This window comes from Kitasatospora sp. NPDC087861, assembly GCF_044742585.1.
Taxonomy (GTDB): domain Bacteria; phylum Actinomycetota; class Actinomycetes; order Streptomycetales; family Streptomycetaceae; genus Kitasatospora.
The window spans coordinates 228,311-254,650 of the sequence record NZ_JBIUUS010000005.1; the positions used below are offsets into that span (position 1 = coordinate 228,311).

The following is a 26,340-nucleotide window of genomic DNA, read 5'->3' on the forward strand; positions in this document are numbered from 1 at the left end:
AACAGCCATGAAGCAGACCTCCGTGACCACCAACGGCCCTTGCTGGGTCGAGCTGGGCACCTCCGACCCCGCCGCCGCCGAGGCCTTCTACAGCGAGCTGTTCGGCTGGCGCGCGGACAACGGCGTACGCCCCGAGGCCGGCGGCTACACCCAGATGTTCCTCGGCGATGCCCCGGCCGCCGCCGTCACCTCGCTGGCCGGGCCGCAGCAGCCCATCGCCTGGACGGTCGCCTTCGCCGTCATCGACGCCGACGCCACTGTCACGAAGATCAAGGGCGCCGGCGGCACCGTGCTGATGGGGCCCACTGACGTGTTCGACCTCGGCCGCTTTGCGGTGGTCGCGGACCAGTCGAGGGCGGTCTTCACCCTCTGGCAGGCCCGCGCGTTCCAGGGCGCAGGGGTGTTCAACGAGCCGGGATCGCTCGGCTGGGTGGAACTGCTCACCCGTGACCCGGCCGGGTCGACCGTCTTCTACCCGACGGTCTTCGGCTGGTCCGTCAGCCCGTCCGAGCAGTACACCCAGTGGGGCCTGAACGGCGAGGACTTCGGCGGCATGCTGGCGATGGACGACCGTTTCCCGCCGCAGGTGCCGCCGCACTGGCTGCCGTACTTCTCGGTGGCCGACGTCGACACCACCGTCGCCCGGGCCGCCGCGCTGGGCGCCGACGTGCTGATGCCGGCCACCGACGTGCCGGACGGCCCGCGGATCGCCGTACTGCGCGACGCGCAGGGCGCCGCGTTCGGCGTCTACTTGGCCGGCGCCGAAGGGTGAGCCGAGGACTGGGACGAGGGCTGCGCCGAGGGCTGGGACGGGGGCTGCGCCGGGGACTGGGATGACGGCTGAGCGGAAGCCGGCGCCCGTCGGCGCAGCCCCCGGGCGGATCGCCACCCCGCCACCGCCGCCCCCGCCGTGACCAGCAGCGCGCCAGCCGGCACCACGTCGCCGATCCGGTCGTACCAGGTCATCGTTCCGGCGTCGGTGAGCGGCAGCCGGACGGTCAGCGCGCCGGTGCCGTCGGTGCCGAGCCGGGCGAGCTCCCGGCCCTGCGCGTCGAAGGCCGCCGAGACCCCGGTCAGTGAGGCCTGCACGGCCGGCCGGCCGGTCTCGGCGGCCCGGATGGCCGCCAGTGAGACGTGCTGTTCGGGCGCCCAGGTGTGCTGGAAGGTCGAGGTCGAGGACTGGTAGACGAGCACCCGGGCGCCGTCCCGCGCGGCGGTGCGGGCCATGTCGGGGAAGGCCGACTCGAAGCAGATCAGCGCGCCGACCGGCAGCGGCGCGCCCGCCCGGTCGACGGCCGGCAGGACGTGGAAGGCGGTGCCCGGCGCCCGGTTCTCGCCGGCCGCCCGGCTGACGCCGGCGATCCAGCCGAGCACCGGCCGCAGCGGGATGTACTCACCGAAGGGCACCAGCCGGATCTTGCGGTAGCGGTCCACCACGCCCGCCGGGGAGACCAGCACCGCGTCCTTGGAGATCCGCCCGTCCGCCTTGCGCGCGTCCTCCCCGGCGATGATCTGCGCACCGGTCGCGGCGGCGAGCGCGCGTAGCCGGTCGAGTGCGGCCGGGTCGTGGTCGAGGTCGGCGGTGCTGCTGCTCTCGCCCCAGACGACCAGGTCCACCGGCCGCCCGCCGAGTGCGGCGGTGGCCCGGGCGCTGGCCTCGAACCGGGCCTGCGGGTCCTCCACGATGCCGGGCTGGACCAGCGCGACGGTGACCGCCCCGGCCCGGGCGGGGGCCTCGCGCAGCGCGAACAGCAGCGGGCCGGCGGCCAGCACCAGGACGGTGGCCAGCGCCGCGAGGGCGCGCGGCCGCCAGTGCACGGCGGTCAGGGCGATCAGCACCCCGGTGTTGGCGGCCACGACCGCCGCGCTGACCAGCCAGATCCCGCCGGCCGAGGCCAGTGTGAGGATCGCCGGGTGCTGCCACTGGGTGGCGCCGAGCAGTGCCCACGGCCCGCCGAGCGCGGGCCAGGACCGCGCGTACTCGGTGGTCACCCAGACCGCCGGGACGACGACCAGCGCGAGCGCCGCCCCACGGGTGGTCAGCGGCGGGTGCAGCAGTCGGTGGACGGCGTAGCCGACGCCGCCCTGCAGCGCCCCGAACAGCACCGCGAGCACCGGCAGCCCCGGCCCGATGGACGGGACCAGCCAGTACATCGCGGTCAGGATGAAGCCCGCCCCGAACCACCACCCGCGCACCGCCGCCTCCCGTCCGCCGGGCGCGCGCTGCATCAGCAGCAGCCCGGGGACGAGCGCGACCCACGCCAGCCAGGCCTGCCCCGGCGCCGGGAAGGCGAGCACCGGTACCGCCCCGGCCGCCAGCGCGCCGAACCGCGCGCGGTAGCGGTGCGGGTGCGGCTGTGGGTGTGGCTGTGGATGCGGATGGAGGTGCGGACGCCGGCCCCGACGCGAGGGCGAGGTCACCTCCGGGTGCCGGTGTGCCTGCGGGTCGGCACGGCGCTCGGGGTGCGGCGTGCGCCGGGCGGGGCTGGTGAGGGCGAGGCGGCGGGGCATGCCCCGTATTGTCCGCTTGGATGGACTACGCCACCAGTGTTCATGCCACCCGAACGGCGTACAGGAACACTGGTGGCCACTCCCGTGACTCAGCCCTCGCCGCCCTCTAGGTCCCCCTCGGTCTCCAGGAACGCGGCCTGCAGCTGCGCGATCAGCTCCGGGTCGGGCCGCTCCCACAGCCCCCGGCTCGCCGCCTCCAGCAGTCGCTCGCTGATCCCGTGCAGCGCCCACGGGTTGGCGCCGGCCAGGAACTCCCGGTTGACCGGGTCGAGCACGTACTCCTGGGTCAGCTTCTCGTACATCCAGTCCGCGACCACGCCGGTGGTGGCGTCGTAGCCGAAGAGGTAGTCCACGGTCGCGGCCATCTCGAACGCGCCCTTGTAGCCGTGCCGGCGCATCGCCTCGATCCAGCGCGGGTTGACCACCCGGGCGCGGAAGACACGGGCGGCCTCCTCGGTCAGCGTCCGGGTGCGGACGGTCTCCGGCCGGGTCGAGTCGCCGATGTAGGCGGTCGGCGCCTTGCCGGTGAGCGCCCGGACGGTGGCCACCATGCCGCCGTGGTACTGGAAGTAGTCGTCCGAGTCGGCGATGTCGTGCTCGCGGGTGTCGGTGTTCTTCGCGGCGACGGTGATCCGCTTGTACGCGGTCTCCATCTCCTCGCGGGCCGGCCGCCCGTCCAGCCCGCGTCCGTAGGCGTAGCCGCCCCAGACCGTGTACACCTCGGCCAGGTCGGCATCGGTGCGCCAGTCCCGGCTGTCGATCAGCTGGAGCAGGCCGGCCCCGTAGGTGCCCGGGCGGGAGCCGAAGACGCGGACGGTGGCCTTGCGCTCGTCGCCGTGCACCGCGAGGTCGGCCTGGACGTGGGCGCGCACGAAGTTCTGCTCCGCGGGCTCCTCCTGGGCGGCGGCCAGGCGCACCGCGTCGTCCAGCAGGGCGACCACGTGCGGGAAGGCGTCGCGGAAGAAACCGGAGATGCGCAGCGTCACGTCGATGCGCGGGCGGCCCAGCTCCTCCAGGGTGATCGCCTCCAGGCCGGTGACCCGGCGCGAGGCGTCGTCCCAGACCGGGCGGACGCCGAGCAGGGCGAAGGCCTCGGCGATGTCGTCGCCGGCGGTGCGCATCGCGCTGGTGCCCCACAGCGACAGCCCGACCGAGGGCGGGTAGGCGCCGTCGTTGTCGGCGGTGTACCGCTCGACCAGCGAGGCGGCGAGTGCCTGGCCGGTCTCCCAGGCGAGCTTGCTGGGGACGGCCTTCGGGTCGACGGAGTAGAAGTTGCGGCCGGTCGGCAGCACGTTGACCAGGCCGCGCAGCGGCGAGCCGGACGGCCCGGCCGGGACGAAGCCGCCGCGCAGCGCGTGCAGCACGGCGTCCAGCTCGTCGGTGGTGGCCGCCAGCCGCGGCACCACCTGGGTGGCGGCGAAGGTCAGCACCTCGTGGACGGCCTCCGGCAGTCCGGCGGCGACCTTCTCCACCGCCTCGACCGCCCAGTCCTGCGCCTCCATGGCCTCGACCAGGGCGCGGGCCTGCGCCTCGGCGGCGTCGGTGGCGCCGAGGGAGAGCGCGGCCTCGTCCAGCCCGAGCGCCTCGCGCAGACCGGGCAGTGCGCTGACGCCACCCCAGATCTGGCGGGCGCGCAGGATGGCGAGCACGATGTTGACCCGGTCGGTGCCGGCCGGCGCCTGCCCGAGGACGTGCAGGCCGTCGCGGATCTGGGCGTCCTTGATCTCGCAGAGCCAGCCGTCGACGTGCAGCAGGAAGTCGTCGAAGCCGTCGTCCTCGGGGCGCTCGTCCAGGCCGAGGTCGTGGTCCAGCTTGGCGGCCTGGATGAGGGTCCAGATCTGGGCGCGGATCGCGGGCAGCTTGGCCGGGTCCATCGCGGCGATGTTGGAGTGCTCGTCCAGCAGCTGTTCCAGGCGGGCGATGTCGCCGTAGGAGTCGGCCCGGGCCATCGGCGGGACGAGGTGGTCGACGAGGGTGGCGTGGGCGCGGCGCTTGGCCTGGGTGCCCTCGCCCGGGTCGTTGACCAGGAACGGGTAGACCAGCGGCAGGTCGCCGAGGACGGCGTCCGGGCCGCACTCGGCGGACAGCGCCGCGGTCTTGCCGGGCAGCCACTCCAGGTTGCCGTGCTTGCCGAGGTGGATGACGGCGTGCGCGCCGAAGCCGCCGTCGGCCTGCGTGGCCTCGATCCAGCGGTAGGCGGCCAGGTAGTGGTGGCTCGGCGGCAGGTCGGGGTCGTGGTAGATGGCGACCGGGTTCTCGCCGAAGCCGCGCGGCGGCTGGATGAGGACGAGCAGGTTCCCGGAGCGGATCGCGGCCAGCACGATGTCGCCGTCCGGGTTCTGCGAGCGGTCGACGTACAGCTCGCCGGGGGCCGGGCCCCAGTGCTCCTCGACCCGCTCGCGCAGCGCCTGGGGCAGCGTGGCGTACCAGCGGCGGTAATCGGCGGCGGGGATGCGCACCGGGTTGCGGGCCAGCTGGTCCTCGGTGAGCCAGTCCTGGTCGTAGCCGCCCGCCGCGATCAGGGCGTGGATGAGGGCGTCGCCCTCGTGGGCGTCCGGCTCCGCGGCCTGGGCGTGGGCGTCCGTCGCCGTGGTCCGGTCGAGTGCGGCCCGGTCGAGCGGGGTCCGGTCGAGGCCGGGCAGCTGGTCGCCCAGGTCCATGCCCTCCGCGCGCAGCCGGTGCAACAGCCGCATCGCGCTGGCCGGGGTGTCCAGGCCGACGGCGTTGCCGACCCGGGCGTGCTTGGTCGGGTACGCGGACAGCACGAGCGCCAGGCGGCGCTCGGCGGCCGGGATGTGCCGCAGCCGGGCGTGCTTGACGGCGGTGCCGGCCACCCGGGCGGCGCGCTCCGGGTCGGCGGCGTAGACGGTGAGGCCGTCCTCGTCCAGCTCCTTGAAGGAGAACGGGACGCTGATCAGCCGGCCGTCGAACTCCGGCACCGCGATCTGGGTGGCGGTGTCCAGCGGGGACAGGCCGTCGTCGCTGGCCTCCCACTGGGCGCGCGACCAGGTCAGGCAGAGCGCCTGCAGGATCGGCCGGTCCAGCGCGGCGAGCGCGCCCGCGTCCCAGGCCTCCTCGTCGCCGCCGGCCTGCGCGTCGGCGGGGCGGGTGCCGCCGGCGGCGAGCACGGTGGTGACGATCGCGTCGGCCTCGCCGAGCGCGGCCAGCAGTTCGGGCTCGGCGCCGCGCAGCGAGGCGCAGTAGTAGGCCCTGGCCTGCGCGCCCTGGTCCTCGATCGCCCGGCAGAGCGTCTCCACGAAGGCGGTGTTGCCGCTCATGTGGTGGGCGCGGTAGTAGAGCACCGCGACCGTCGGACCGGCCTGCGTACGGGCTTCGCGCTCCAGCGGGCCCCAGGCCGGGGCGGAGGCGGGCGGGGCGAAACCGTGGCCGGTCAGCAGCACGGTGTCGGAGAGGAAGGCGGCCAGCTCGGCGAGGTTGGCGGCGCCGCCGTGGGCGAGGTAGGCGTGCGCCTCGGCGGCGATGCCGGCCGGGACGGTGGACAGCTCCATCAGCTGGGCGTCGGGGGCCTGCTCACCGGTCAGTACGACTACCGGGCGGGGGCCGGCCAGCAGGGCGTCCAGGCCCTCCTGCCAGGCGCGGCGGCCGCCGAGCAGGCGGACCACGACGAGGTCGGTGCCCTCCACCAGGGCGGGCAGGTCCGCGGGGGTGAGCCGGGCAGGATTGCCGAGCCGATAGCGGACCGGGCCCTCGGCGGCGCGGGCGCTGAGCAGGTCGGTGTCGGACGTCGACAGCAGCAGGATCATGCGAAGGCCCTCCCGGCCTCGGAGCCGCCCCGAGCCGAAGGGCGCGCCGGCGTTGAAAGTGACGAGTGACTAGCGACTGGCGGGTGACTGGCGACTGACGAAGGACGAGCGACTGACGAAGGAGCGGGCGCCGAGTCGGCGGGGCACCGCCCGGTCGCCGGGCTGGGGCGGGGCGTCGACGGAGGGTGCGGCGTCGACGGCCGGTACGAGGACGGCGGGTGCGAGCGCCCGGAGGCGTACGGGCGCCGGGCGCCCGTACGGGAAACGGGCGCGGGCATGCGACAGCGCAATGCTCTTCAAGCCTTCCTCGGGGTCCGCGCCCCGGGCCGGTGGAGGACGGCAGGAGTTCCTGGCTCCCGCGGCCGTCCGGTCTCCCGGTGAACCGCGGTCACAGTGGCGGGACCGCACCGGGCTTGCACCGGTTTCCTCCCCTGCGCCGTCGCTGGCGTGTGCACGGTCCGCGGGGACCGTCCGCCAGCATCGTACGGGGTGCGGCTGACCTGGGGGAGGGTGATCCCGAGGAGGCCGCTCGGAGCGCCCGGGGTGTGAGGCAGCGGACGGAGGCAATCGATCCGATCATCTGTATGCTCGCGGCCATGCCACCGACACCCGACGCCACCGCGCCGGGCGCCGCGGTGCCCGACCGGGGGCGCGCGGACGCCTGCCCAGGGGCCCTTCGTCTACATGCGGCCGACGACGGCGCCCTGGCCCGGGTCCGCCTGCCCGGCGGCCTGCTGACGGTCCGTCAGATACTGGCGCTGGCCGACGCCGCCGAGGCGCTCGGTGACGGCGAACTGGAGACCACCTCCCGCGGCAACGTCCAACTCCGCGGCCTGGCTTCGCACTGCGGGGCGGAACTCGCCGAACGGCTGCGCGCCGTCGGCCTGCTGCCCTCGGACACCCACGAGCGGGTGCGCAACATCGTCGCCTCGCCGCTCGCCGGGCTCGACGCGTACGGCTTCGCCGACGTGCAGACCTGGGTGCGGGAGCTGGACGCGCGGCTGTGTGCGAGCGACTGGGCGGCCGGACTCTCCGGCAAGTTCCTGTTCGCGCTGGACGACGGGCGGGGCGATGTCGCCGCGCTCGACGCCGATGTGACATTGATCGCAGGCTCGGACGGGGCCGCGCTGCTGCGCCTCGGGCGGGCGGCCTACGGGCGCCCGGTGCCCGCGGGGCAGGCGGTGACGGCCGCACTGGACGCGGCCCGGGCCTTCCTGGACGCGCTGCGGGCGGGCGGGCGCAAGGCCTGGCACCTGCGCGAGGCGCCCGATCTGCTGCCGGCCGGTTCGGTGCCGCTGCCCGCCTTCGCCGGGGCGGCGCCCGCGGTCGGCGTGGTGACGGGCGGTGCCCGGGCGGCGGGTTTTCTGGCGGCTGGCGCCGGAGCGGACGGTTCGGCGACGGACGGTTTGGCGATGGGCGGTTCGGCGACGGACGGTTCGGCGACGGACGGTGCCGCGACGGACGGTTCGGCGACGGACGGTTTGGCGATGGGCGGTTCGGCGACGGACGGTTCGGCGACGGACGGTGCCGCGACGGACGGTTCGGCGATGGGCGGTGCCACGATGGGCGGGCTCTCGGTGGGCATGCGCTTCGGCCGGGCCACCGCCGCGCAGTGGCGGGAGCTCGCGGGCGCCTGCGCCGGGGAGGTCCGGCTGACGCCCTGGCGCGGCGCGGTCCTGCCCGGGGCGCCGGCCGACCGGCTGCCCGCACTGGCGGCGGCCGGGTTCCGTACCGCGCCCGGCTCGCCCTGGGAGCGGGCCACCGCCTGCACCGGACTGCCGGGGTGCGCCAAGTCGCTGGCCGACGTCCGGTCGGACGCGGCGCTGGCGCTCGATACGGCGGCCTCCACCGGGGGCCGGCCTGCCGTCGGCCTGCCGGTGCACTGGTCGGGGTGTGAACGACGCTGCGGTCATCCGGCCGGGCGGTGGGTGGACGTGCTCGCCGTCGGGCAGGGCTACCGGGTGACGGTGAACGGTCCGGTGGCCGCCCGGGTGGCCGTGGACGTGACGAACGAGGAGATGGCCGAGGCGGTCGCCGAGGCCAGGAGGACCACGAAGTGATCGAGTACGAGAAGGACGGCGCGTCCATCTACCGCCAGTCCTTTGCCACCATCCGTGCGGAGGCCGATCTGGCCGCCCTCCCGGCGGACGTCTCCCAGGTCGCGGTGCGGATGATCCACGCCTGCGGGATGGTCGACCTGGTCGAGGACCTGGTGTACTCGCCCGGCGTGGTCGCCTCCGCGCGGGCGGCGCTGCGGGCCGGGGCGCCGATCCTCTGCGACGTCAACATGGTGGCGAGCGGCGTCACCCGCAAGCGGCTGCCCGCCGACAACGAGGTCGTCTGCACCCTCACCGACCCGTCCGTGCCGGAGCTCGCCCGGAAGATGGGCAACACCCGCAGTGCCGCCGCCATGGAGCTGTGGCTGCCCCGGCTGGAGGGCGCGGTGGTGGCCGTCGGCAACGCGCCGACCTCGCTGTTCCGGCTGCTGGAGATGATCGAGGCGGGCGCGCCGCGCCCGGCCGCGGTGATCGGCGTACCGGTCGGTTTCATCGGTGCCGCGGAGTCCAAGCAGGCCCTGGCCGAGCACCCGTCCGGTCTGGAGCACCTGGTGGTGCGCGGCCGGCGCGGGGGCAGCGCGATCGCCGCTGCTGCCGTCAACGCGATTGCGAGCGAAGAAGAGTGACGGATCTTCAAATCTCCGGTGCCGGGCGGCTCTACGGCGTCGGGCTCGGCCCGGGAGACCCGTCGCTGGTGACCGTCCGCGCGGCCGAACTCATCGGCAAGGCCGACGTGGTGGCGTACCACAGCGCCCGGCACGGCCGGTCCATCGCGCGCTCGATCGCCGAGCGGTATCTGACGGGTGGTCAGATCGAGGAGAAGCTGGTCTACCCGATCACGGTCGAGACCACCGACCACCCGGGCGGCTACCGGGGCGCGCTGGACGACTTCTACGAGGAGGCCGCCGCCCGGCTGGCCGCCCACCTGGACGCCGGGCGCGACGTCGTGGTCCTCGCCGAGGGCGACCCGCTGTTCTACGGCTCGTACCAGCACATGCACAAGCGGCTCGCGCACCGGTACCCGACCGAGGTGGTGCCGGGCGTGACCTCCGTCAGCGCCGCGGCCGCCCGGCTCGGGCAGCCGCTGACCGAGGCCGAGGAGACGCTCACCGTCATCCCGGGCACGCTGCCCGAGGAGGAGCTGACGGCGCGGATCGCCGCCGCCGACTCCGCCGTGATCATGAAGCTGGGGCGCACCTTCCCGGTCGTCCGGCGGGCGCTGGAGCGGGCCGGGCGGCTCGACGACGCGCAGTACGTCGAGCGCGCGTTCATGGACGGGGAGCGCATCGCGCCGCTCGCGGAGGTCGAGGGCGACAGCGTCCCGTACTTCTCGGTCGCGGTGCTGCCGAGCAAGGTCGCGCCGCTGGAACCGGTGGAACCGCTGGAACCGCTGGAACCGGTGGAGCCGCTGGACCGGCGGGCGGACGGCGCGGGCGCCGTGACCGTCGTCGGCACCGGGCCGGCCGGGCCGCTCTGGCTCACCCCGGAGGCGCGCGGCGCCCTGGCCGAGGCGACCGACCTGGTCGGCTACACCACCTACCTGGACCGGGTGCCCGAGCGGCCGGGGCAGCGGCGGCACGGCTCGGACAACAAGGTGGAGTCGGAGCGCGCCGAGTACGCCCTTGAACTGGCCCGGCGCGGGCACAAGGTCGCGGTGGTGTCCTCGGGCGACCCGGGCGTCTTCGCGATGGCCACCGCCGTGCTGGAGGTCGCTTGCGAGGAGGCCTACCGGGACGTCCCGGTGCGGATCGTCCCAGGGATGACGGCGGCGCACGCGGCCGCCTCCCGGGCCGGCGCCCCGCTCGGGCACGACTACGCGGTGGTGTCGCTGTCGGACCGGCTCAAGCCCTGGGACGTGGTGGCCCGCAGGCTGCGCGCGGCGGCCGAGGCGGACCTGGTGCTCGCGCTCTACAACCCGGGTTCGAAGTCGCGCACCACGCAGGTCGCCCTCGCCCGGGACCTGCTGCTGGAGTACCGCGCGCCGCAGACGCCTGTGGTGATGGCGCGCGATGTGGGCGGGCCGACCGAACGCGTCCGGATCGTCCGGCTGGGCGAGCTGGATCCGGCGCTGGTCGACATGCGGACGATCCTGCTGGTCGGCTCCTCGCAGACCCAGGCGGTCGAGCGGGGCGGCGGCGTGCAGGTCGTCTGGACGCCGCGGCGCTACCCGGAGGCGTGACGGCCGACGGCTGATGGCCGACGGCGAACAGATGACAGCTAACAGATTTCATCATCTGTTAGCTGTCATCTGTGTTCTGTTCGCCGTCAGCCGCAGCCCGCCCCCGTCACCGGGTCGGCTTGGTGATCAGCAGCTCCGTGTTGTGGTCCTCACCCGCGCCCAGCAGTGCCGTCGGCCGGCCGTTCGGGTCGTTGTACGACAGCTCGCGGTACAGCGCGGCCAGGTTGGCGTCCGAGGTGCCGGCGAAGTCCGTGTCGTACGGTGCGGAGGACTCGATCAGCGTCGTGAACAGGGAGAGCGTGCCGTCCCCGTTGTCCGCGATCTCGATGATGCGCCCGTGCTGCGGGTAGTCGATGTGCGAGGCGGTGTTGATCTCCCAGAACGCCCGCTCCGGCACCGCGTGGCCGTGCGCCGTGATCTTGTTCATGTGGGTGTGCCCGTTCACCCACGCGACCACGTTCGGGTAGCGCTGGAGCAGCGCCACCAGCTCGTTGCCGTCGTGTCGCTTCTCGAAGATGTTGCGCGGGTCGGGCAGCAGGTTGCCCATCGTGGTGCTGGTGTGGTGGCTGAACAGCAGGATCACCTCGTCCGTGCTGCCGCCCGCCACCCTGCGCCCGTCGGTGTCGTACCAGTGCCCGCTGTGCGCCTTCAACTGCTGCTCCAGCCAGCGCAGTTGCGCGGTGCCCAGCGAACCGTCCGCGAACCCGGCCTGGTTGGTGGTGTCCAGGCTGATGCCGACCACCTTCTCCGAGATGCGGAAGGAGTAGTAGAGCTTGCCGCTGCCCACCATGTCCGAGGTGAAGCCGTGCCCGTACGGGCCCGCGCCGGTGTGCGCAGGGTCCAGGTGGGCCTTGGCGAACTCCTTGAGCGTGAACGGCCGTCGGCGCTCGTCCGGGGTGATCCGGCGCACCGCATCGCCGCTCGCGAGGAGCTTGGCGAGCAGCAGCGCGGCGCCGGCCGGGTCGCGGCGCAGCGAGTCCATCAGCTGGGCCGCGTCCGCGTCGTTGCAGCCCTCCAGCTTGTACTGGCCGGTGTAGAGGTCGTTCAGCAGACCGAGGTCCGGCAGCGAACCCTCAAGGCTGTCATCGTGGTTGCCGACCGTCGTGTACCAGGGCGTGTGCAGGCCCGGCGCGTCGAACGGGCGGCCGGCGGCGCCGAGGAAGCCCGGTATCTGCGGGAAGCCCTTCGCCTTGTAGCCGTCACTGTAGGAGAGTTCGGGGTTCCAGTAGGCCGCGTTGCCCGAATTCTGCACGCCTTCGTAGCGGTTGGGGTCACCGGTGTTCTGGGCGAGCCGTCCGCCGCCCATGACGGTGAGGTACCAGTCGAGTTCGACCTGCTCGTGGTTGTCGGTGTTGTCGCCGGTGGCCATCACCATGCTGAACGGCATCCCGGTGTACGGGCCGCCGTCGAGCGAGTTGACGCGCTCGACGAGGGCCGAGACACCGCGGGCGTTCAGGGCCTCCTGCGGCCGGTACGCGCTGCCGTTGAACCGGGCCAGGTACTCGAAGCGCACCGGGGACTCGGTGTCCACCAGGTGCAGGTCGCTGAACTGGACGAAGCTGGCCAGCCCGGTCCGGCGGTCGTCCCGCCCGGTGCCCGGCGCCGCCAGGTCGCCGCGCACCACCAGCGGCCAGCCCGGCCCCGCCGTCAGCCGCTTGTACGCGCCGGCGCCGACGGGCGTGGCCACCTGGTCGAGCGTGGTGCCGGTGACCTTGACCGCCCGCGCGGCGGTGGCCGCCAGCGCGCGCTCACGTTCCGCCGCCGAGGCGAACTGCGCGCCGCCCAGCGACAAGGCCGCCCAGGCGGCGGCCACCGACGTACCCGTCAGGAACGTACGCCGATTCATCCCTGCCACAAAAACCCCCACATGCTGATGGCCCGGCCGGACAACCCGGCCACCGGACCCCGTGTCATGAACCCGCTCTCTGGCGGACCGCCAGATTACTCGCGGGTAGGCGTGGGGTGCGAGCCCGGTGCGGAGAACTCTTCGGGAACGCGGGGCGGTGGCCTCTGCACAGCTCGCGCACCGGGCCGCAGGGCCCGCTCCCACCGCCCCGGCCGGAGCCCGGCCAGGCGAATGGGGGAAGATCCGTACCGGCGGTCGATGCCGCAGCACCCCTACCGAGCCGGAAGCGAGACGCAGGTGGCCAAAGCGGAAGCCGGAACGGCAGCCGGAGCCGGAGTCGAAGCGGCAGCTGGACCGGGAGCCGAGGCCGGAGGCCGGGCTGGCCAGCTCAAGAGCAGCGGCCTGCGGCACGGCTGGACGACGGGCGCCTGCGCCACCGCCGCCACCAAGGCCGCGTACACCGCGCTGCTCACCGGCGAGTTCCCGGACCCGGTGAGCATCACCCTCCCCAAGGGCCAGCAACCCGCCTTCGCCCTCGCCGCCGAGCACCTGGCCACGAACGACCTGGCCGTGAACGACCTGGCCGTGAACGACCCGGCCACGAGCGGCCCGGCTGCGAACGACCTGACCGCCGAAGACCTCACCACGCGGGACCGCACCGCCGGCCCGTCCGGGCGGGCGAGCGCCATGGCTGCCGTGGTCAAGGACGCCGGCGACGACCCGGACGTCACCCACGGCGCGCTGATCCGCTCGACGGTCCGGGCTGGCGAGCCCGGCACCGGCGTGGTGTTCCGGGCCGGCCCGGGGGTGGGGACGGTCACCAAGGCGGGCCTGCCACTGCCCGTCGGCGAGCCCGCGATCAACCCGGTGCCCCGGCAGATGATCCGCGACGCCGTGGCCGAGGTGGCCGCCGCGCACGGCTGCAGCGGGGACGTGGTGGTGGAGATCTCCGTGGACCACGGCGAGGAGATCGCCCGTTCCACCTGGAACCCCCGGCTCGGCATCCTCGGCGGCCTGTCCATCCTCGGCACCACCGGCATCGTCGTCCCCTACTCCTGCTCCGCCTGGATCGACTCCATCCGCCGCGGCGTGGACGTGGCCCGCGCGGCGGGGCGCACCCACGTGGCCGGCTGCACCGGTTCGACCTCCGAGAAGGTCGCGGTCGCCGTGCACGGGCTGCCCGAGGACGCGCTGCTGGACATGGGCGACTTCGCCGGCGCGGTCCTCAAGTACCTCAAGCGCCATCCGGTGCCCCGGCTGACCATCGCGGGCGGCTTCGCCAAGCTGTCCAAGCTCGCCGCCGGCCACCTGGACCTGCACTCGGCGCGCTCCCAGGTGGACAAGGGGTACCTGGCCGAACTGGCGCGGCTCGGCGGGGCGGACGGGGCGTTGGCGGAGGCGGTGGCCGCGGCCAACACCGGGCTGGAGGCGGTGCAGTTGTGCCGGGCGGCCGGGGTGCCGCTGGGCGATCTGGTCGCCGCGGCGGCGCGGGCGACGGCGCTCGGCGTGCTGGTCGGATCGCCGGTGGCGGTGGACGTGATCTGCATCGACCGCGCGGGCACCATCGTCGGCCGGGCGGAGCCGCTCGGGCCGTGACGCTGTCACAGAATCCCGACAACATCGCCTGGTGATGTGAAGATCTGACGTCTATACGGGGTGAGAAACGGACAAAAGGATCGTCATGCTCACCCTTGATTCTCTCGTCATCTCAACCATGAGATATGGTCTGGCGAGTGACAGGCGACTACCTCACCCGTATCGGCACCCTCATCCGTACCGCGCGCCAGCACCGCGGCTGGTCCCAAGCGCAGCTCGGCGAGGCCCTCGGCACCAGCCAGAGCGCGGTCAACCGCATCGAGCAGGGCAAGCAGAACGTCAGCCTTGAGATGATTGCCCGCATCGGCGAAGCCCTCGACAGCGAGATCGTCTCCCTCGGCTACTCCGGCCCGATGCACCTGCGGGTCGCCGGCGGTACCCGACTCTCCGGCGCCATCGACGTCCGCAGCAGCAAGAACGCGTGCGTCGCGATCCTCTGCGCCTCGCTGCTGACCACCGGTCGCACCACCCTGCGCAGCGTCGCCCGGATCGAGGAGGTCTACCGCATCCTCGAGGTCCTCACCAGCATCGGAGTCAAGAGCCGCTGGACCAACGAGGGCCGCGACCTCGAACTCACCCCGCCCGCCGAGCTCGACCTCGCCGCGATGGACGTCGAGGCGGCCCGCCGCACCCGCAGCGTGCTGATGTTCCTCGGCCCGCTGATGCACCGCGCCAACCGCTTCGCCATTCCGTACGCGGGCGGCTGCGACCTCGGCACCCGCACCGTCGAGCCGCACCTGACGGCGCTGCGCCGCTTCGGCCTGGAGGTCGCCACCACCGGCGGTGCCTACCACGCCTCGGTCGAGCCGGGCACCCCGTTGGACCGCCCGATCGTGCTGACCGAGCGCGGGGACACCGTCACCGAGAACGCCCTGCTGGCCGCCGCCCGGCACGACGGCGTGAGTGTCATCCGCAACGCCTCGCCCAACTACATGGTCCAGGATCTCTGCTTCTTCCTGGAGAAGCTGGGCGTGCGGATCGAGGGCGTCGGCACCACCACCCTCACCGTCCACGGCGTCCCCGAGATCACCTGCGACGTCGACTACACGCCGGCCGAGGACCCGGTGGAGGCCATGAGCCTGCTCGCCGCCGCCGTTGTCACCTCCTCCGAGCTGACGATCCGCCGGGTGCCGATCGAGTTCCTGGAGATCGAACTCGCGGTGCTGGAGGGCATGGGCCTCGACTACGACCGCACCCCCGAGTACCGGGCCCACAACGGTCACACCCGCCTGGTCGACCTCACCGTGCGTCCGTCGAAGCTGACCGCTCCGATCGACACCATCCACCCGATGCCGTTCCCCGGCATCAACATCGACAACGTGCCGTTCTTCGCCGCCATCGCCGCGGCCGCCCACGGCACCACGATGATCCACGACTGGGTCTACGACAACCGCGCCATCTACCTCACCGAGCTGACCCGTCTCGGTGCCGACGTCAAGCTCCTCGACCCGCACCGCGTCCTGGTCCAGGGCCCCACCCGCTGGCGCGCCGCCGAGATGATGTGCCCGCCGGCCCTCCGCCCCGCGGTCGTCATCCTCCTGGCCATGCTCACCGCCCAGGGCACCTCCGTCCTGCGCAACGTCTACGTCATCAACCGCGGCTACGAGGACCTCGCCGAGCGCCTCAACTCCATCGGCGCCCAGATCGAGACCTTCCGCGACATCTGACAGCCACCCGGCCCGCCGGCCGGCCGCACCCTCCGAGGCCGGCCGGCAACTCGTTCCCCGCTGCCGCTTGCCGGGGCTATTCGCCGGTGGTGCCGTCGAGGTGTTCGCGCAGGAGGTCGGCGTGGCCGTTGTGGCGGGCGTACTCCTCGATCATGTGGGTGAGGATCCAGCGCAGCGAGTAGACCTCCTCGCCGTAGTGGCCCAGGACGTCCAGCGAGTCGGCGGCGGCGACGAGTTCCCGGGCGTGGTCGCACTCGCGGCGCCAGACCGTGAAGGCCTCGTCCGGGTCGGCGGTGTCGGTGTCGAACTCGGCGAAGGAGCCGTCGGGGTGCTTCCAGAAGCCGGGCCGGCCCTCGTTGCCGAGGACGTTGCGGAACCAGCTGCGTTCCACCTCGGCGAGGTGGCGGACCAGGCCGAGCAGGGAGAGTCCGGAGGGTTCGAGGGCGCGGGTGCGGAGCTGATCGGCGGTGAGGCCGGCGCACTTCAGCGCGAGGGTGTCGCGCTGGTAGTCGAGGAAGCTGGCCAGGGTGGCCCGTTCGTCGGCGGTGCGCAGGGTCGTGGTGCGGTGATCGTCTGCCATCGGCTCATCCTGCCGATACGGCGGCGAATTCGCGCGGTGATTTCACACGGTGGGATGAGGTGGACGAGTCGGACCGGTCGGCCCGGGCTGGCGCAGGTGCTCCAGCCACCGCACCGCGCCGGGTACGTCCGGGGCCACCGGCACGCCGTCCGGCAGCGGTGGGCGCTCCACGACGACCACCGGCAGCCCGAGTTCGCGGGCGGCGGTGAGCTTGGGCGCGGTCGCGGCGCCGCCGCTGTCCTTGGTCACCAGGACGTCGATCCGGTGCTCGCGCAGCAGCGCCCGCTCACCGTCGAGCGTGAACGGGCCCCGGTCCAGCAGGACTTCGAGCGCGGACGGCAGCGGCGGCTCGGGCGGGTCCACCGAGCGGGCGAGGAAGTGCAGTTCGTCGAGGTGGGCGAAGGTGGCGATGCCCTGCCGTCCGGTGGTGAGGAAGACCCGCCGCCCGAGGCCGGGCAGGACGTCGGCGGCCGCGGCGAGCGAGGGGACGGGGTGCCAGCGGTCCCCGGGGACCTGCGTCCAGCCGGGCCGCCGCAGTGCCAGCAGCGGCACCTCGGCGGTGGCGGCCGCGAGCGCCGCGTTGCGGGACATCCCGGCGGCGAACGGGTGGGTGGCGTCCACGACGGCGTCCACCCGTTCGCCGCGCAGCCAGGTGCTCAGCCCGTCCGGACCGCCGAAGCCGCCGATCCTCACCTCCCCGGCGGGCAACCGGGGTTGGGCGACCCGGCCGGCCAGTGAGCTGGTGACCCGCAGGGACGGCAGCTCGACGAGCGCGGCGGCCAGCGCCCGGCCCTCCGTCGTCCCACCCAGGATCAGGACGTGTCTCGGCACGGCCGCCATCACACTCCGCAGGGCTCGTGCGGGCGTTCGCGCTCCGCCGAGTAGAGGTGGCTGTCACGGAACTGCTCGGCGGCCAGCGTCCGTCCGACGATGATGACCGCGGTGCGGACCACACCCGACGCCTTGAGCTGCTCCGCGATGTCGGCGAGGGTGCCGCGCAGCACCAACTCGTCCGGCCGGCTGGCCATCGCGACGACGGCGGCGGGGCAGTCGGCGCCGTAGTGGGGGAGCAGTTGCTCGACGACGTCGTCCACGTACCCGGCGGCCAGGTGCAGCACGAGCAGGGCGCCGCTTCGGCCGAGGGTGGCCAGGTCCTCGCCCTCGGGCATCGGGGTTGCGCGCTTGGCGATCCGGGTGAGGATGACGGTCTGGCCGACGGTCGGCACCGTCAACTCCCGCTTGAGCGCGGCCGCCGCGGCGGCGAAGGCGGGCACGCCGGGGACGACCTCGTACGGCACGCCTGCCGCGTCGAGGCGACGCATCTGCTCGGCGACGGCGGAGAAGACGGACGGGTCGCCGGAGTGCAGTCGGGCCACGTCCTGTCCGGCCTGGTGCGCGCGGACCAGTTCGGCGATGATCTGGTCCAGGTTGAGCTGCGCGGTGTCGATGAGGCGGGCGCCCGGCGGGCACTCGGCGAGGAGTTCGCGCGGCACCAGGCTGCCGGCGTAGAGGCAGACCTCGGCGCGGGCCAGGATGCGCTGGCCGCGCAGGGTGATCAGGTCGGCGGCGCCCGGGCCGGCTCCGATGAAGTAGACGGTCACGAGGCGTCCTCCTGGGGGGTGTTGGGCTTGACGGCGGACCACTGGGTGACCGGCATGGCCTGCCGCCACCCGGTGAAGCCGCCCACCGGGACGGCGTGCGCGACGGCGAGCCGCAGCAACTCGCCGCCGTGGCGCCGGTACCACTCGGTGAGCAGCGCCTCGGACTCCAGCGTCACGGTGTTGGCGACCAGCCGGCCGCCCGGTCGCAGGGACGCCCAGCAACTGTCCAGCAGGCCGGGCGCGGTGAGGCCGCCACCGATGAACACCGCGTCAGGGGTCGGGAGTTCGGCGAGTGCGGCGGGGGCGGGGCCGGTCACCACACGCAGCCGCGGCACGCCCAGTGAGGCGGCGTTGCGGGTGATCCGCTCGGCCCGGACCGGGTCGCGCTCGATGCTGACGGCCTGGCAGTCGCGGTGGGCGCGCAGCCACTCGACGGCGATCGAACCGGATCCGCCGCCGACGTCCCAGAGCAGTTCGCCGGGGGAGGGGGTGAGGGTGGCGAGGGTGGCGGCGCGGACGTGCCGCTTGGTGAGCTGACCGTCGCTCTCGTACGCGGCGTCGGGCAGTCCGGGGACGAGCGAGCCACGCGGGCCGTCGCCCAGCTCGACCGCGATGACGTTCAGCGGGTCGCCGGGCGGGTGTGGCCAGCCGTCGGCCGGCCCGTCGAGCTGCCGCTCGGCCGGGCCGCCGAGCTGTTCGAGTACCCGCAGACGGGCGGTGCCGAAGCCGCGTGCGGCGAGCAGTGCGGCGACGGCGGCCGGCGTCGCGGCATCGGCGCTGAGCACGAGCAGGCGGCGGCCGGGGTGGAGGGCCGGGGCGAGGGTGTCCAGCGGGCGGCCGACCAGGCTGACCACCTCGGTGGCCTCCAGCGGCCAGCCGAGTCGGGCGCAGGCGTAGGAGATTGAGGAGGGGTGCGGCAGGACGTGCAGCCGCTCGGCGCCGACCGTCTCGGCGAGGGTGCGGCCGATGCCGTAGAACATCGGGTCGCCGCTGGCCAGGACGGCCACCCGGCGGTCGGCGTGTGCCGTGAGCAGCCCTGGGACGGCCGGGCGCAGCGGGGACGGCCACGGGATGCGCTCGGCGGCGACCTCGTCGCGGGGGAGGAGAGCCAGCTGCCGGGGGCCGCCGACGACCACCTCGGCCGCCCGCAGCGCGGCTTGGCCGATGGCGGAGAGGCCGGGCCAGCCGTCGGCCCCGATCCCGACGACGGTGATCGGGAGTGGCAGCTCGGGCACCGGGTGGCTCCTTGTTGTTCGGTGGGCCGTGAGGCGGAAAAGCAGGCGGCCGGGGCAGCCTACCTGGCGGTATGAGGCCGACCGTCGGCCGGAGGGGCCGGGAGGTGGGGAGCGGTGGCGAGCGGCGGCAGCCGACGGGTAACAGATAACAGATGACAGCTAACAGATTTTGAAATCTGAAATCTGAAAGTTGTCGGTTGTCATCTGTCAGCCGTCATACGTCATCCGTCACCTGTCCGCCCAGTCCCCCGACTCGATCACCGCCGGATGCTCCCGCAGTCGGTTCGCAGCGGCCGGCCCGGCGAGGTACACCCACGCCTCCCGGACCTCGCCCGCCGCCGTCCGAACCGGCAACCGTCGTCGTACGTACAGACCCGTCCCGTCCGCCCGGCAGTCCTCCAGCCGGTCCAGCGCCGCGAGCGCCCCGGCGTACGCGCCCGGGCGAACGGTGATCAGCTCACCCACGATCCGGCGCCCGGGCGTCGCATCCGGCACCGCGTACGGGTACCCGGGCCCGTCGTGCAGCGCGGCGCCGTCCAGCACGGCCGGCCGGATGTCGGCGCAGCGCCCGGTCAGGTGGGCGGCATGGTTGCGGCCGCCGCTGCGCAGGGTGCCGTAGACGAAGAACGGCAGGGACTCCTCGGGCACGGGCGCCACCTCCTGGCTGGGGGAGCGCCCACGGTACGTCCTCGCGCCCCCTCCGGGATACCCACTGCGCCCGGCCCGGCCGCCGGGCGGCGGCTGTGCCGTGGCGGGTGTCAGCTGGGGGCCGGCGGGTGTCAGAGGGCGTGCGGGGGCGTGCCCGTCCACCAGTTGCCGGGGGCGTCGGGGTCGCGGCTGGTCCAGTACTCCATGATCGCGCTGATGAACTCGGTCGCGGAGAGGGTGCCGTCGCCGTCGCGGTCGAGGTGGCGGAAGGCCTCGTCGGCGTCGTCGCGGGAGAGTCCGGCGAAGTGGCCGCGCTGGAAGACGAAGAACTCGCCGGCGTCGACCGTTCCGCTGCGGTCGGTGTCGGCGATGGCGAGGAAGGCGGCCGCGAGTGCGCCGATGCTGGTCTGCGCGGCCTCGGGGTCGTCGGCGAGCGAACCGGTCGACCGGACGAACTGTTCGCGGGTGATCGTCTCGGTGCCGGCGGGCAGAAGGGCGAGGTGCAGGTCGTGCCAGATCGTCAGGTAGGCGCGGACGATGACGGCCTCGGCCTCCGAGCCCTCCTGGTGGCCGAGCGAGCGGGCGACCGCGTGGCCCATGAGGACGTGGTCCCGTTCGGTGAGGAATCCGTCACCGTCGGCGTCGAGGTGGTCGAAGCCGTGATTGAGCTTGGCCATGAGCAGATCGTTCGACAATGCGCCCCCTCGGTTGGCGATCACTACGACACGTCGCCAGCACGCTAACCCCTTGAGCCGCGCCTGCGCAGCCGAACGACCTGCGAACGGCTGTTCAGGCGCGGTCCGCGGACGCAGGCGGCGTGGACGGCGGAGGACCCGTCCGTTCTGGTCGCCGGACAACCCCTAACCGTCCAGGTGCTCGGCCCAGACGTAGGCCTCGGGGAGCAGGTCGAGGACGGGCAGGGCGAGCAGCTCCGGTCCCCGCTGGACGATGATCCTGGCGTCCGGGAAGTAGTCGAGGAGCACCTGTCGGCAGCGCCCGCACGGCGGTACGACGCCTCGGCCCTGGTCGGCGACCGCGACGACCGTGGTGAGGTCGTACGCGCCCTGGCCGGCGGCCGCGCCGATGAGGACGAGCTCCGCGCACGGACCGCCGGTGAAGTGGTAGACGTTCACGGCCGTGACGATCCGCCCGTCGGCGTTGCGTCCGGCGGCCGCGACGGTGTGGTTGTCGGCGCGGGTGTAGCGCCGGGCCACCGCCCGGGCGGCCTCGACGAGCTCGTGGTCGGTGGCCTGCCGGTCGGTGGCCTGCTGGTCGGTGGCCTCGCGGTGGGTGGCCTCGCGATCTCCGGCGGTGTGATCACTGGCGGACATATTCGCTACACCTCCCTGATCGAACATGCCAGGCTTCGAGCATGGACCGTCCGCCCCTGATCGTGCCAACGCTCACCGCCGGGCCCTTCGCCCTCCGCCCCTGGCGCCTCACCGACCTCGCCGTGGTCCGGGAGGCGGCCGCCGACCCGTACATCCCGCTGGTCACCACCGTCCCGGCCGCCCCCGCCGGGTGCGACGACGCGGCCGGCCGGGCGTTCGTCGAACGGCAGTGGGCGAAGGCGGTGGACGGCACCGGCTACTCCTTCGCCGTGGCGGGCCGGGCGGACGACCGGGTCGTCGGCTTCGTCGGGCTGTTCCCGCAGGCCGACGGCCGGTCCTCGATCGGCTACTGGACGGCCGCCTCGGCGCGCGGCCGCGCGGTGGCCGGGCACGCCCTGCGGACGGTCGCCGACTGGGCGCTGGACGATCTCGGCCTCGCCCGGCTGGAGCTGTCCATCGAACCCTGGAACACCGCCTCCCTCCGGGTCGCCGAGCGGATCGGCTTCCGACGCGAGGGCCTGCTGCGCAGCCACCGCACCGTCGGCGACGAGCGCCGCGACATGTACCTCTACGCGCTGCTCCCCACCGACCCCCGCCAGGGCCCGTCCTGATGGACCGCCGCCAGCAGTTCCCGGGTGTACTCGGTGTGCGGGGCGCTGAACAGGCGGTCGCGGTCGGTGGACTCGACCAGCCGGCTCCGGTGCATCACGGCGACCCGGTCGCAGAAGTGCCGCACGACGGCGAGGTCGTGCGAGACGAACAGGAAGGCGACGCCCAGGCGTTCGCGCAGCTCCATCAGCAGGTTGAGCACCTGCGCCTGGACCGAGACGTCGAGCGCCGACACCGGCTCGTCCGCGATGATCAGGCGCGGCTGCGGGGCGAGCGCCCGGGCGATGCCGATCCGCTGGCGCTGCCCGCCGGAGAACTCGTGCGGGTAGCGGTCCAGGTGGGCGGCGGGCAGTCCGACCTGCTCCAGCAGTTCGGCCGAGCGCTCCCGCCGCTGCGCCGCGTCGAGCGAGGTGTGCAGGCGCAGCGGGGTGTCGAGGGTCTGGGCGACGGTGCGACGCGGGTTGAGCGAGGCGTACGGGTCCTGGAAGACCAGCTGGATCTCACGGCTGAGCCTGCGCCGCAACTCCCGGTCTGGCCGGGTGACGTCCTGCCCGTCGTACAACACCCGTCCTCCGGTGGGCTGTTGGAGGCCTGCCAGGACGCGTGCGGTGGTGGACTTGCCGGAGCCGGACTCGCCGACCAGTCCGAGCGTCTCACCGGGCGCGATGCGCAGTCCGACGCCCTCGACCGCCCGGACGGGCTCGGCGCGCAGCCCGGGGAAGCGGCGCCGCCCGGGGAAGTGGACGGTGAGGTCCGCCACCTCGACCAGCCAGCGCTCTGGTTGTCCGATGACCCGGGGCGCGAATCCGGCGATGGGTGACGGATCGTCAACAGTCGGAAGTGGAGCGCCGGGTACCGACTCCAGGGTGAGCGCCGCCCCCACCAGCGCGCGGGTGTACGGCTCGCGCGGCGCGGCCAGCAGATCGGCGGTCGGTGCGGACTCGACCTGGACGCCGCCGCGCAGTACGAGCGTGCGGTCCGCCGTCCCCGCGACCACGCCGAGGTCGTGGCTTACCAGCAGTACAGCGGTGCCGTGCTCGCGCTGCAACTCGCCGAGCAGGTCCAGGACCTGCCGCTGCACCCGGGAGTCGAGCGCGGTGGTGGGCTCGTCCGCGATGAGCACCTTCGGGTCGTTCATCAGCGCCATGGCGATCATCACCCGCTGGCGCATCCCGCCGGAGAACTGGTGCGGGAAGTCGCGCACCCGGGCGGCCGGGATGCCGACCCGGTCGAGCATCGCGGCCGCTCGCCGACGGGCCTCGGTGCGGCCGGTGCCGGGGTGGTGGAGCCGGTACATCTCGGCGAGTTGGGCGCCGACGCCGTGGAAGGGGCTGAGCGAGGTGAGCGCGTCCTGGAAGACCAGCGCGGCCCGGCCGCCCCGGACCGGGCGCAGTTCGGACTCCGTCGCGCCCACCAACTCCTGTCCGTTCAGCCGGATCGAGCCGGTGACCGTGGTGGTGCGCGGGTCGTGCAGGCCGAGGACTTCGCCGGGGGCGAGGTCGAAGGAGAGCCCCCGGACGGCGGTCATGGGTGCGCCGCCGCGCGGGTCGGCGAAGGTGACGGTCAGATCCCGAACGCTCAGCACAGGCTCGGAAGCGGGCCCGGAAGCCAACCCGGAAACGGGCCCGGAGACCAGCCCGGAGGCAGCCCCGAAAGCAAGCCCAGAACCTGGCCCGGGAACGGCCCCGGAAACGGACTCAACAGTGGACGTCATCGAAGGGCTCCAGTCAGCTCAGGCGGATTCGCGGGTCGAGCCAGGCCACCACCAGGTCGGCCAGCGCGACGAACAGCACCACGAAGCAGGCGGCCAGCAGCACCGCGCCGACCACCGCGGGCAGGTCCTGCCCGGACACGGCCTCCGCGGTGAACCGCCCGACCCCGTTCAGCCCGAACACCGTCTCGGTGATGACCGCCCCGCCGAGCAGTGCCCCGGCCTCCAGACCGAGCAGCTGCACCAGCGGTCCGGCCGCGCCGCGCGAGGTGTACTTGAGGTGGGCGCGCAGTCGGCCGAGGCCCTTGCCGCGGGCCGTGCGCACGTACTCCTCGTTCATCGTCTCCAGCAGCTGGGAGCGCGAAAGCCGGGCGAAGACCGCCGAGTTGACGAATCCGAGGACGAGCCAGGGGAGCAGCATCCCGCCCGCCCAGGCGGCGAGGTCCTCGGCCGGCGGGGTGTAGGAGGGAAGCGGAAGCAGGCCGGTGGAGTAGACCAGCGCCCACTGCGCGACGTACCCGAGGAAGTAGATCTGCACGCTGGCGCCGACGAGGGTGAAGCCCGAGAGCAGCCGGTCGGTGCGGCCGCCGTGGCGCAGCGCCGAGACGAACCCGGTGCCGAGGCCGAGCACCAGCAGGACGGCGAGGGCGCCCGCGGCCAGCGAGAAGGTGACCGGCAGGTGGTCGACCAGGGCCTCGGTGACGGGCTGGTGCAGCCGGTAGGAGTAGCCGAGGCAGGGCGCGTCGCAGTGGATGACCGAGCCGTCCACGTCGCCGATGTCCCGCCCGGTCACGACTCCGGCGAGGTAGTCGGTGTACTGGGTGAGCAGGGGCTGATCCAGGCCCATGCTCTGGCGCACTGCCGCGACCTGACCGTTGTCGCAGCGCGGGCCGCAGGCGGCGCGGGCCGGGTCGGCGGGCGCGGCGTAGAAGAGGGCGAAGGCGGCGGCGGAGACCGCGACCAGGACGGCGAGGGCCTGGAGGGTCCGCCGCAGGGCGAAGGAGAGCATGGCCGGTCCGGGGTCGACGAGACGGGGGGAGTCGGTAGGGGCCCGCCCCCGCGGCGGGCGCGGCGGGGGCGGGTAGCGGCGGGGGCGGTAGCGAGGAAGCGGCTACGACGCTCAGGACTTCAGGTACAGCCAGGCCAGGCTCACCGTGCCGTAGATGGGGTGGACGAACGCCCCGCCGACGTTGGAGCCGCGCAGCTGGTTGACGGTCGGGTAGGCGAACGGCAACACCGGGACGTCCTTCATCACGGTCTTCTCCAGCGCGTACAACTCCTTGGCCTTGGCGCGCGGCTCGCCGATCTGGTTGATCCGGTCGATCTCCTTGTCGACCTCGGGGTTGCGGTAGCGCGCGGAGTTGAGGTCGCTGCCGGCGCGGCCGTCGAAGGAGAACGGGATCAGCGTGGACGGGGTCGGCCAGTCGACGGACGAGGTCTCCTCGAACAGGTCGTACGGGGAGTCGGCGCGGTGCACCTCGTCCAGGAACGCCTTGGGGTCGATCGGCTTGGGCACGATGGTGATGCCGGACTTGGCGAAGCCGTCCACCAGCACCTGCGCGACGCGCTGCCCGTCCGGGGTGTTCTTGTACCCGTAGGTCAGGCTCGCGGGCGCCTGCTTGGCCTTGGCAAGCGCGGCCTTGGCGGCCTCCGGGTCGCCCTCGGGCCTGGCCGGGTAGAGGTCGTACTTCTCCCAGTCGATCAGCGCGGGCGAGCTGAGGGTGGTGGCGAGTTCGCCGATCCGGGAGCCGCCCTGGACCTGGCGGGCCTGCTGGCGCGGGTAGCCGAGGTGCAGCGCCTTGCGGACCTCGACGTCCGGCACCCGCTCGTTGTTGATCACCAGCTGGGTGACGAAGGCGCCCTGGCGGCCGGAGACGACCAGGTTCTTGGCCTTCGGGTCGGTGTCGGCGGTCTGGTACAGCTCGGGGGAGAGCACGTCGGAGGCGGTGGTGGCATTGGCGCCGCCGTCGCGTCCGGAGAGGATCTCCTGGTTGCTGTTGAGCGCCTCCTTGCCGTACGTGAAGACGAACTTGTCCGGGTACTGGCTGCGGATCGGGTCGGTCTCCGCCTTCCAGTACGGGTTGCGCTCCAGCACCATGCGGGTGTTCTGGACGTGCTCGACGATCCGGTACGGGCCGGTGGCGAACGGCTGCCGGTCGTAGTCCGTCCCGGTGTCCTTGTCCCGGCGCACCGGCGAGGACGAGGACTGCGCGGCCATGTACGGGACGTCGGCCTGCGGCTGCGGGAAGTGGAAGACGAGGGTGCGCTCGTCCGGCGTCTCGATCGCGGCCAGGTCGCCGTCCTGCGGGCCCGCGTACTTCGTGCGCGCCGCCTCGTAGCTCGCCTCGCCGGTGAGCCACTGCGGCCAGTACGGCGGGCCGACCTCGTAGCCCTTGCCGAAGGTGCGCTCGATGCCGTACTTGACGTCCTGGGCGGTGATCGGCTTGCCGTCCTCCCAGGCCACGCCGTCCTTGAGCCGGTACGTCCAGGTGCGCCCGCCGTCGCCGGAGGTGCCGGTGTCGGTGGCCAGGTCGCCGACCAACTTGGCTTTGCCGTCCACCACCTGATACTGCGTCAGCTGGCGTCCCCAGAGCAGCGAGGCGTTGTACGTCGCACCCGCGTAGACCTTCTGCGGGTCGAGGTGGCGGAACTCGACGCTGTTGTACACGTTCACGGTGCCGCCCGAGCGGGCGCCGGGCACGGCGGGGGCCGGGCCGACGCTCTCCTTCTCGCCGCCGAGCGCGGCGGTCAGTGGGGACGTCTCCTTGGCGGAGGCCCCGGCGGTAGCCGGGCCGGTGCCCGCGCCGGCCGAGCAGGCGCTCGCCAGCAGGGCGGTGGCGACGACGGCGAGGGACGGTTTGGTCCAGCGCATGGCGAATCTCTCCTTGCCCCGCTGTCGGGGCGGGCTTGGGGTGATGGATCGGAGACTTGGGGTGATGGGATGGGGAGCAGGACTCGGTGGGCGGGTGGAGGGCGGGCCCTGTGGGCGGGGAGTTCGGAGGGGG

The 26,340-nt window shown here is 73.5% G+C and carries 21 protein-coding genes and 1 riboswitch; of the genes, 7 read left to right on the top strand and 14 right to left on the bottom strand.

Annotated elements, in window-relative coordinates:
* Positions 1-7: 7 nt before the first annotated feature.
* A complete protein-coding gene (locus tag ACIOJE_RS10450) occupies positions 8-772 on the top strand; it encodes a VOC family protein (RefSeq protein ID WP_280679567.1) in 765 nt (254 codons plus the stop codon).
* Here the strand turns inward: ACIOJE_RS10450 and lnt are convergent.
* The 3 genes from lnt to ACIOJE_RS10465 all read right to left on the bottom strand — a co-directional run bounded on the left by lnt (position 748) and on the right by ACIOJE_RS10465 (position 6,575).
* Entirely contained in the window at positions 748-2,511 is a 1,764-nt protein-coding gene (gene lnt, locus ACIOJE_RS10455; protein WP_400774964.1) for an apolipoprotein N-acyltransferase, read from the bottom strand. The genes ACIOJE_RS10450 and lnt overlap by 25 nt on opposite strands.
* Positions 2,512-2,600: 89 nt before the next feature.
* Entirely contained in the window at positions 2,601-6,275 is a 3,675-nt protein-coding gene (gene cobN, locus ACIOJE_RS10460; RefSeq protein ID WP_400774967.1) for a cobaltochelatase subunit CobN, read from the bottom strand.
* 69 nt (positions 6,276-6,344) lie between these two features.
* Positions 6,345-6,575: a hypothetical protein gene (locus tag ACIOJE_RS10465; protein WP_400774969.1), complete on the bottom strand. Its 231-nt coding sequence runs from the start codon at positions 6,573-6,575 to the stop codon at positions 6,345-6,347.
* A gap of 43 nt (positions 6,576-6,618) precedes the next feature.
* A riboswitch (cobalamin riboswitch) is annotated at positions 6,619-6,704 on the bottom strand.
* A 167-nt stretch (positions 6,705-6,871) separates the two neighbouring features.
* Between ACIOJE_RS10465 and ACIOJE_RS10470 the strand changes: the two genes are divergently transcribed.
* From ACIOJE_RS10470 to ACIOJE_RS10480, 3 genes are read left to right on the top strand one after another with little or no spacing between them, the layout of a single operon-like run.
* Positions 6,872-8,335, top strand: a complete 1,464-nt coding sequence (locus tag ACIOJE_RS10470; protein WP_400774971.1) for a cobalamin biosynthesis protein CobG — start codon at positions 6,872-6,874, stop codon at positions 8,333-8,335.
* A complete protein-coding gene (locus tag ACIOJE_RS10475; RefSeq protein ID WP_063350072.1) occupies positions 8,332-8,958 on the top strand; it encodes a precorrin-8X methylmutase in 627 nt (208 codons plus the stop codon). Before ACIOJE_RS10470 ends, ACIOJE_RS10475 begins: the two co-directional genes overlap by 4 nt.
* A complete protein-coding gene (locus ACIOJE_RS10480; protein WP_400774974.1) occupies positions 8,955-10,511 on the top strand; it encodes a precorrin-2 C(20)-methyltransferase in 1,557 nt (518 codons plus the stop codon). Before ACIOJE_RS10475 ends, ACIOJE_RS10480 begins: the two co-directional genes overlap by 4 nt.
* 106 nt (positions 10,512-10,617) lie before the next feature.
* On the opposite strand, the gene ACIOJE_RS10485 is transcribed toward ACIOJE_RS10480, so the two are convergent.
* On the bottom strand, positions 10,618-12,357 hold the full coding sequence (locus tag ACIOJE_RS10485) for a TIGR03767 family metallophosphoesterase (RefSeq protein WP_400774977.1): 1,740 nt from the start codon (positions 12,355-12,357) through the stop codon (positions 10,618-10,620).
* A 297-nt stretch (positions 12,358-12,654) separates the two neighbouring features.
* Here ACIOJE_RS10485 and ACIOJE_RS10490 point away from each other — a divergent pair, with 297 nt between their 5' ends.
* A complete protein-coding gene (locus ACIOJE_RS10490) occupies positions 12,655-13,953 on the top strand; it encodes a cobalt-precorrin-5B (C(1))-methyltransferase (RefSeq protein ID WP_400774979.1) in 1,299 nt (432 codons plus the stop codon).
* 137 nt (positions 13,954-14,090) lie between these two features.
* Positions 14,091-15,620: a UDP-N-acetylglucosamine 1-carboxyvinyltransferase gene (locus ACIOJE_RS10495; protein ID WP_400774981.1), complete on the top strand. Its 1,530-nt coding sequence runs from the start codon at positions 14,091-14,093 to the stop codon at positions 15,618-15,620.
* 76 nt (positions 15,621-15,696) lie between these two features.
* On the opposite strand, the gene ACIOJE_RS10500 is transcribed toward ACIOJE_RS10495, so the two are convergent.
* From ACIOJE_RS10500 to ACIOJE_RS10530, 7 genes are all read right to left on the bottom strand, one after another.
* Entirely contained in the window at positions 15,697-16,200 is a 504-nt protein-coding gene (locus tag ACIOJE_RS10500) for a DinB family protein (protein ID WP_400774984.1), read from the bottom strand.
* 42 nt (positions 16,201-16,242) lie between these two features.
* A complete protein-coding gene (locus tag ACIOJE_RS10505) occupies positions 16,243-17,040 on the bottom strand; it encodes a cobalt-precorrin-6A reductase (RefSeq protein ID WP_400774987.1) in 798 nt (265 codons plus the stop codon).
* Positions 17,040-17,801 carry a precorrin-4 C(11)-methyltransferase gene (gene cobM, locus ACIOJE_RS10510; RefSeq protein ID WP_400774988.1) on the bottom strand — a complete coding sequence of 254 codons (762 nt, stop codon included), beginning with the start codon at positions 17,799-17,801 and terminating at the stop codon, positions 17,040-17,042. Before cobM ends, ACIOJE_RS10505 begins: the two co-directional genes overlap by 1 nt.
* Positions 17,798-19,036, bottom strand: coding sequence for a precorrin-6y C5,15-methyltransferase (decarboxylating) subunit CbiE (cbiE, locus tag ACIOJE_RS10515; protein ID WP_400774990.1), 1,239 nt, complete (start codon positions 19,034-19,036; stop codon positions 17,798-17,800). Before cbiE ends, cobM begins: the two co-directional genes overlap by 4 nt.
* Before the next feature lie 228 nt (positions 19,037-19,264).
* Complete coding sequence (locus ACIOJE_RS10520) at positions 19,265-19,684, bottom strand: gamma-glutamylcyclotransferase family protein (protein WP_400774993.1); 420 nt, start codon at positions 19,682-19,684, stop codon at positions 19,265-19,267.
* Positions 19,685-19,815: 131 nt separating this feature from the next.
* On the bottom strand, positions 19,816-20,361 hold the full coding sequence (locus tag ACIOJE_RS10525; RefSeq protein ID WP_280679592.1) for an EF-hand domain-containing protein: 546 nt from the start codon (positions 20,359-20,361) through the stop codon (positions 19,816-19,818).
* A gap of 183 nt (positions 20,362-20,544) precedes the next feature.
* Positions 20,545-21,015 carry a cytidine deaminase family protein gene (locus ACIOJE_RS10530; protein ID WP_400774995.1) on the bottom strand — a complete coding sequence of 157 codons (471 nt, stop codon included), beginning with the start codon at positions 21,013-21,015 and terminating at the stop codon, positions 20,545-20,547.
* Between the two features lie 41 nt (positions 21,016-21,056).
* On the opposite strand from ACIOJE_RS10530, the gene ACIOJE_RS10535 reads away from it, so the two are divergent.
* Positions 21,057-21,626: a GNAT family N-acetyltransferase gene (locus ACIOJE_RS10535; protein ID WP_400774998.1), complete on the top strand. Its 570-nt coding sequence runs from the start codon at positions 21,057-21,059 to the stop codon at positions 21,624-21,626.
* Here the strand turns inward: ACIOJE_RS10535 and ACIOJE_RS10540 are convergent.
* The 3 genes from ACIOJE_RS10540 to ACIOJE_RS10550 all read right to left on the bottom strand — a co-directional run bounded on the left by ACIOJE_RS10540 (position 21,584) and on the right by ACIOJE_RS10550 (position 26,207).
* Positions 21,584-23,209, bottom strand: a complete 1,626-nt coding sequence (locus tag ACIOJE_RS10540) for a dipeptide ABC transporter ATP-binding protein (protein ID WP_400775000.1) — start codon at positions 23,207-23,209, stop codon at positions 21,584-21,586. The genes ACIOJE_RS10535 and ACIOJE_RS10540 overlap by 43 nt on opposite strands.
* Positions 23,210-23,351: 142 nt before the next feature.
* Positions 23,352-24,344, bottom strand: coding sequence for an ABC transporter permease (locus tag ACIOJE_RS10545; protein WP_400775003.1), 993 nt, complete (start codon positions 24,342-24,344; stop codon positions 23,352-23,354).
* 111 nt (positions 24,345-24,455) lie between these two features.
* A complete protein-coding gene (locus ACIOJE_RS10550) occupies positions 24,456-26,207 on the bottom strand; it encodes an ABC transporter substrate-binding protein (RefSeq protein WP_400775006.1) in 1,752 nt (583 codons plus the stop codon).
* Between the last annotated feature and the right edge of the window lie 133 nt (positions 26,208-26,340).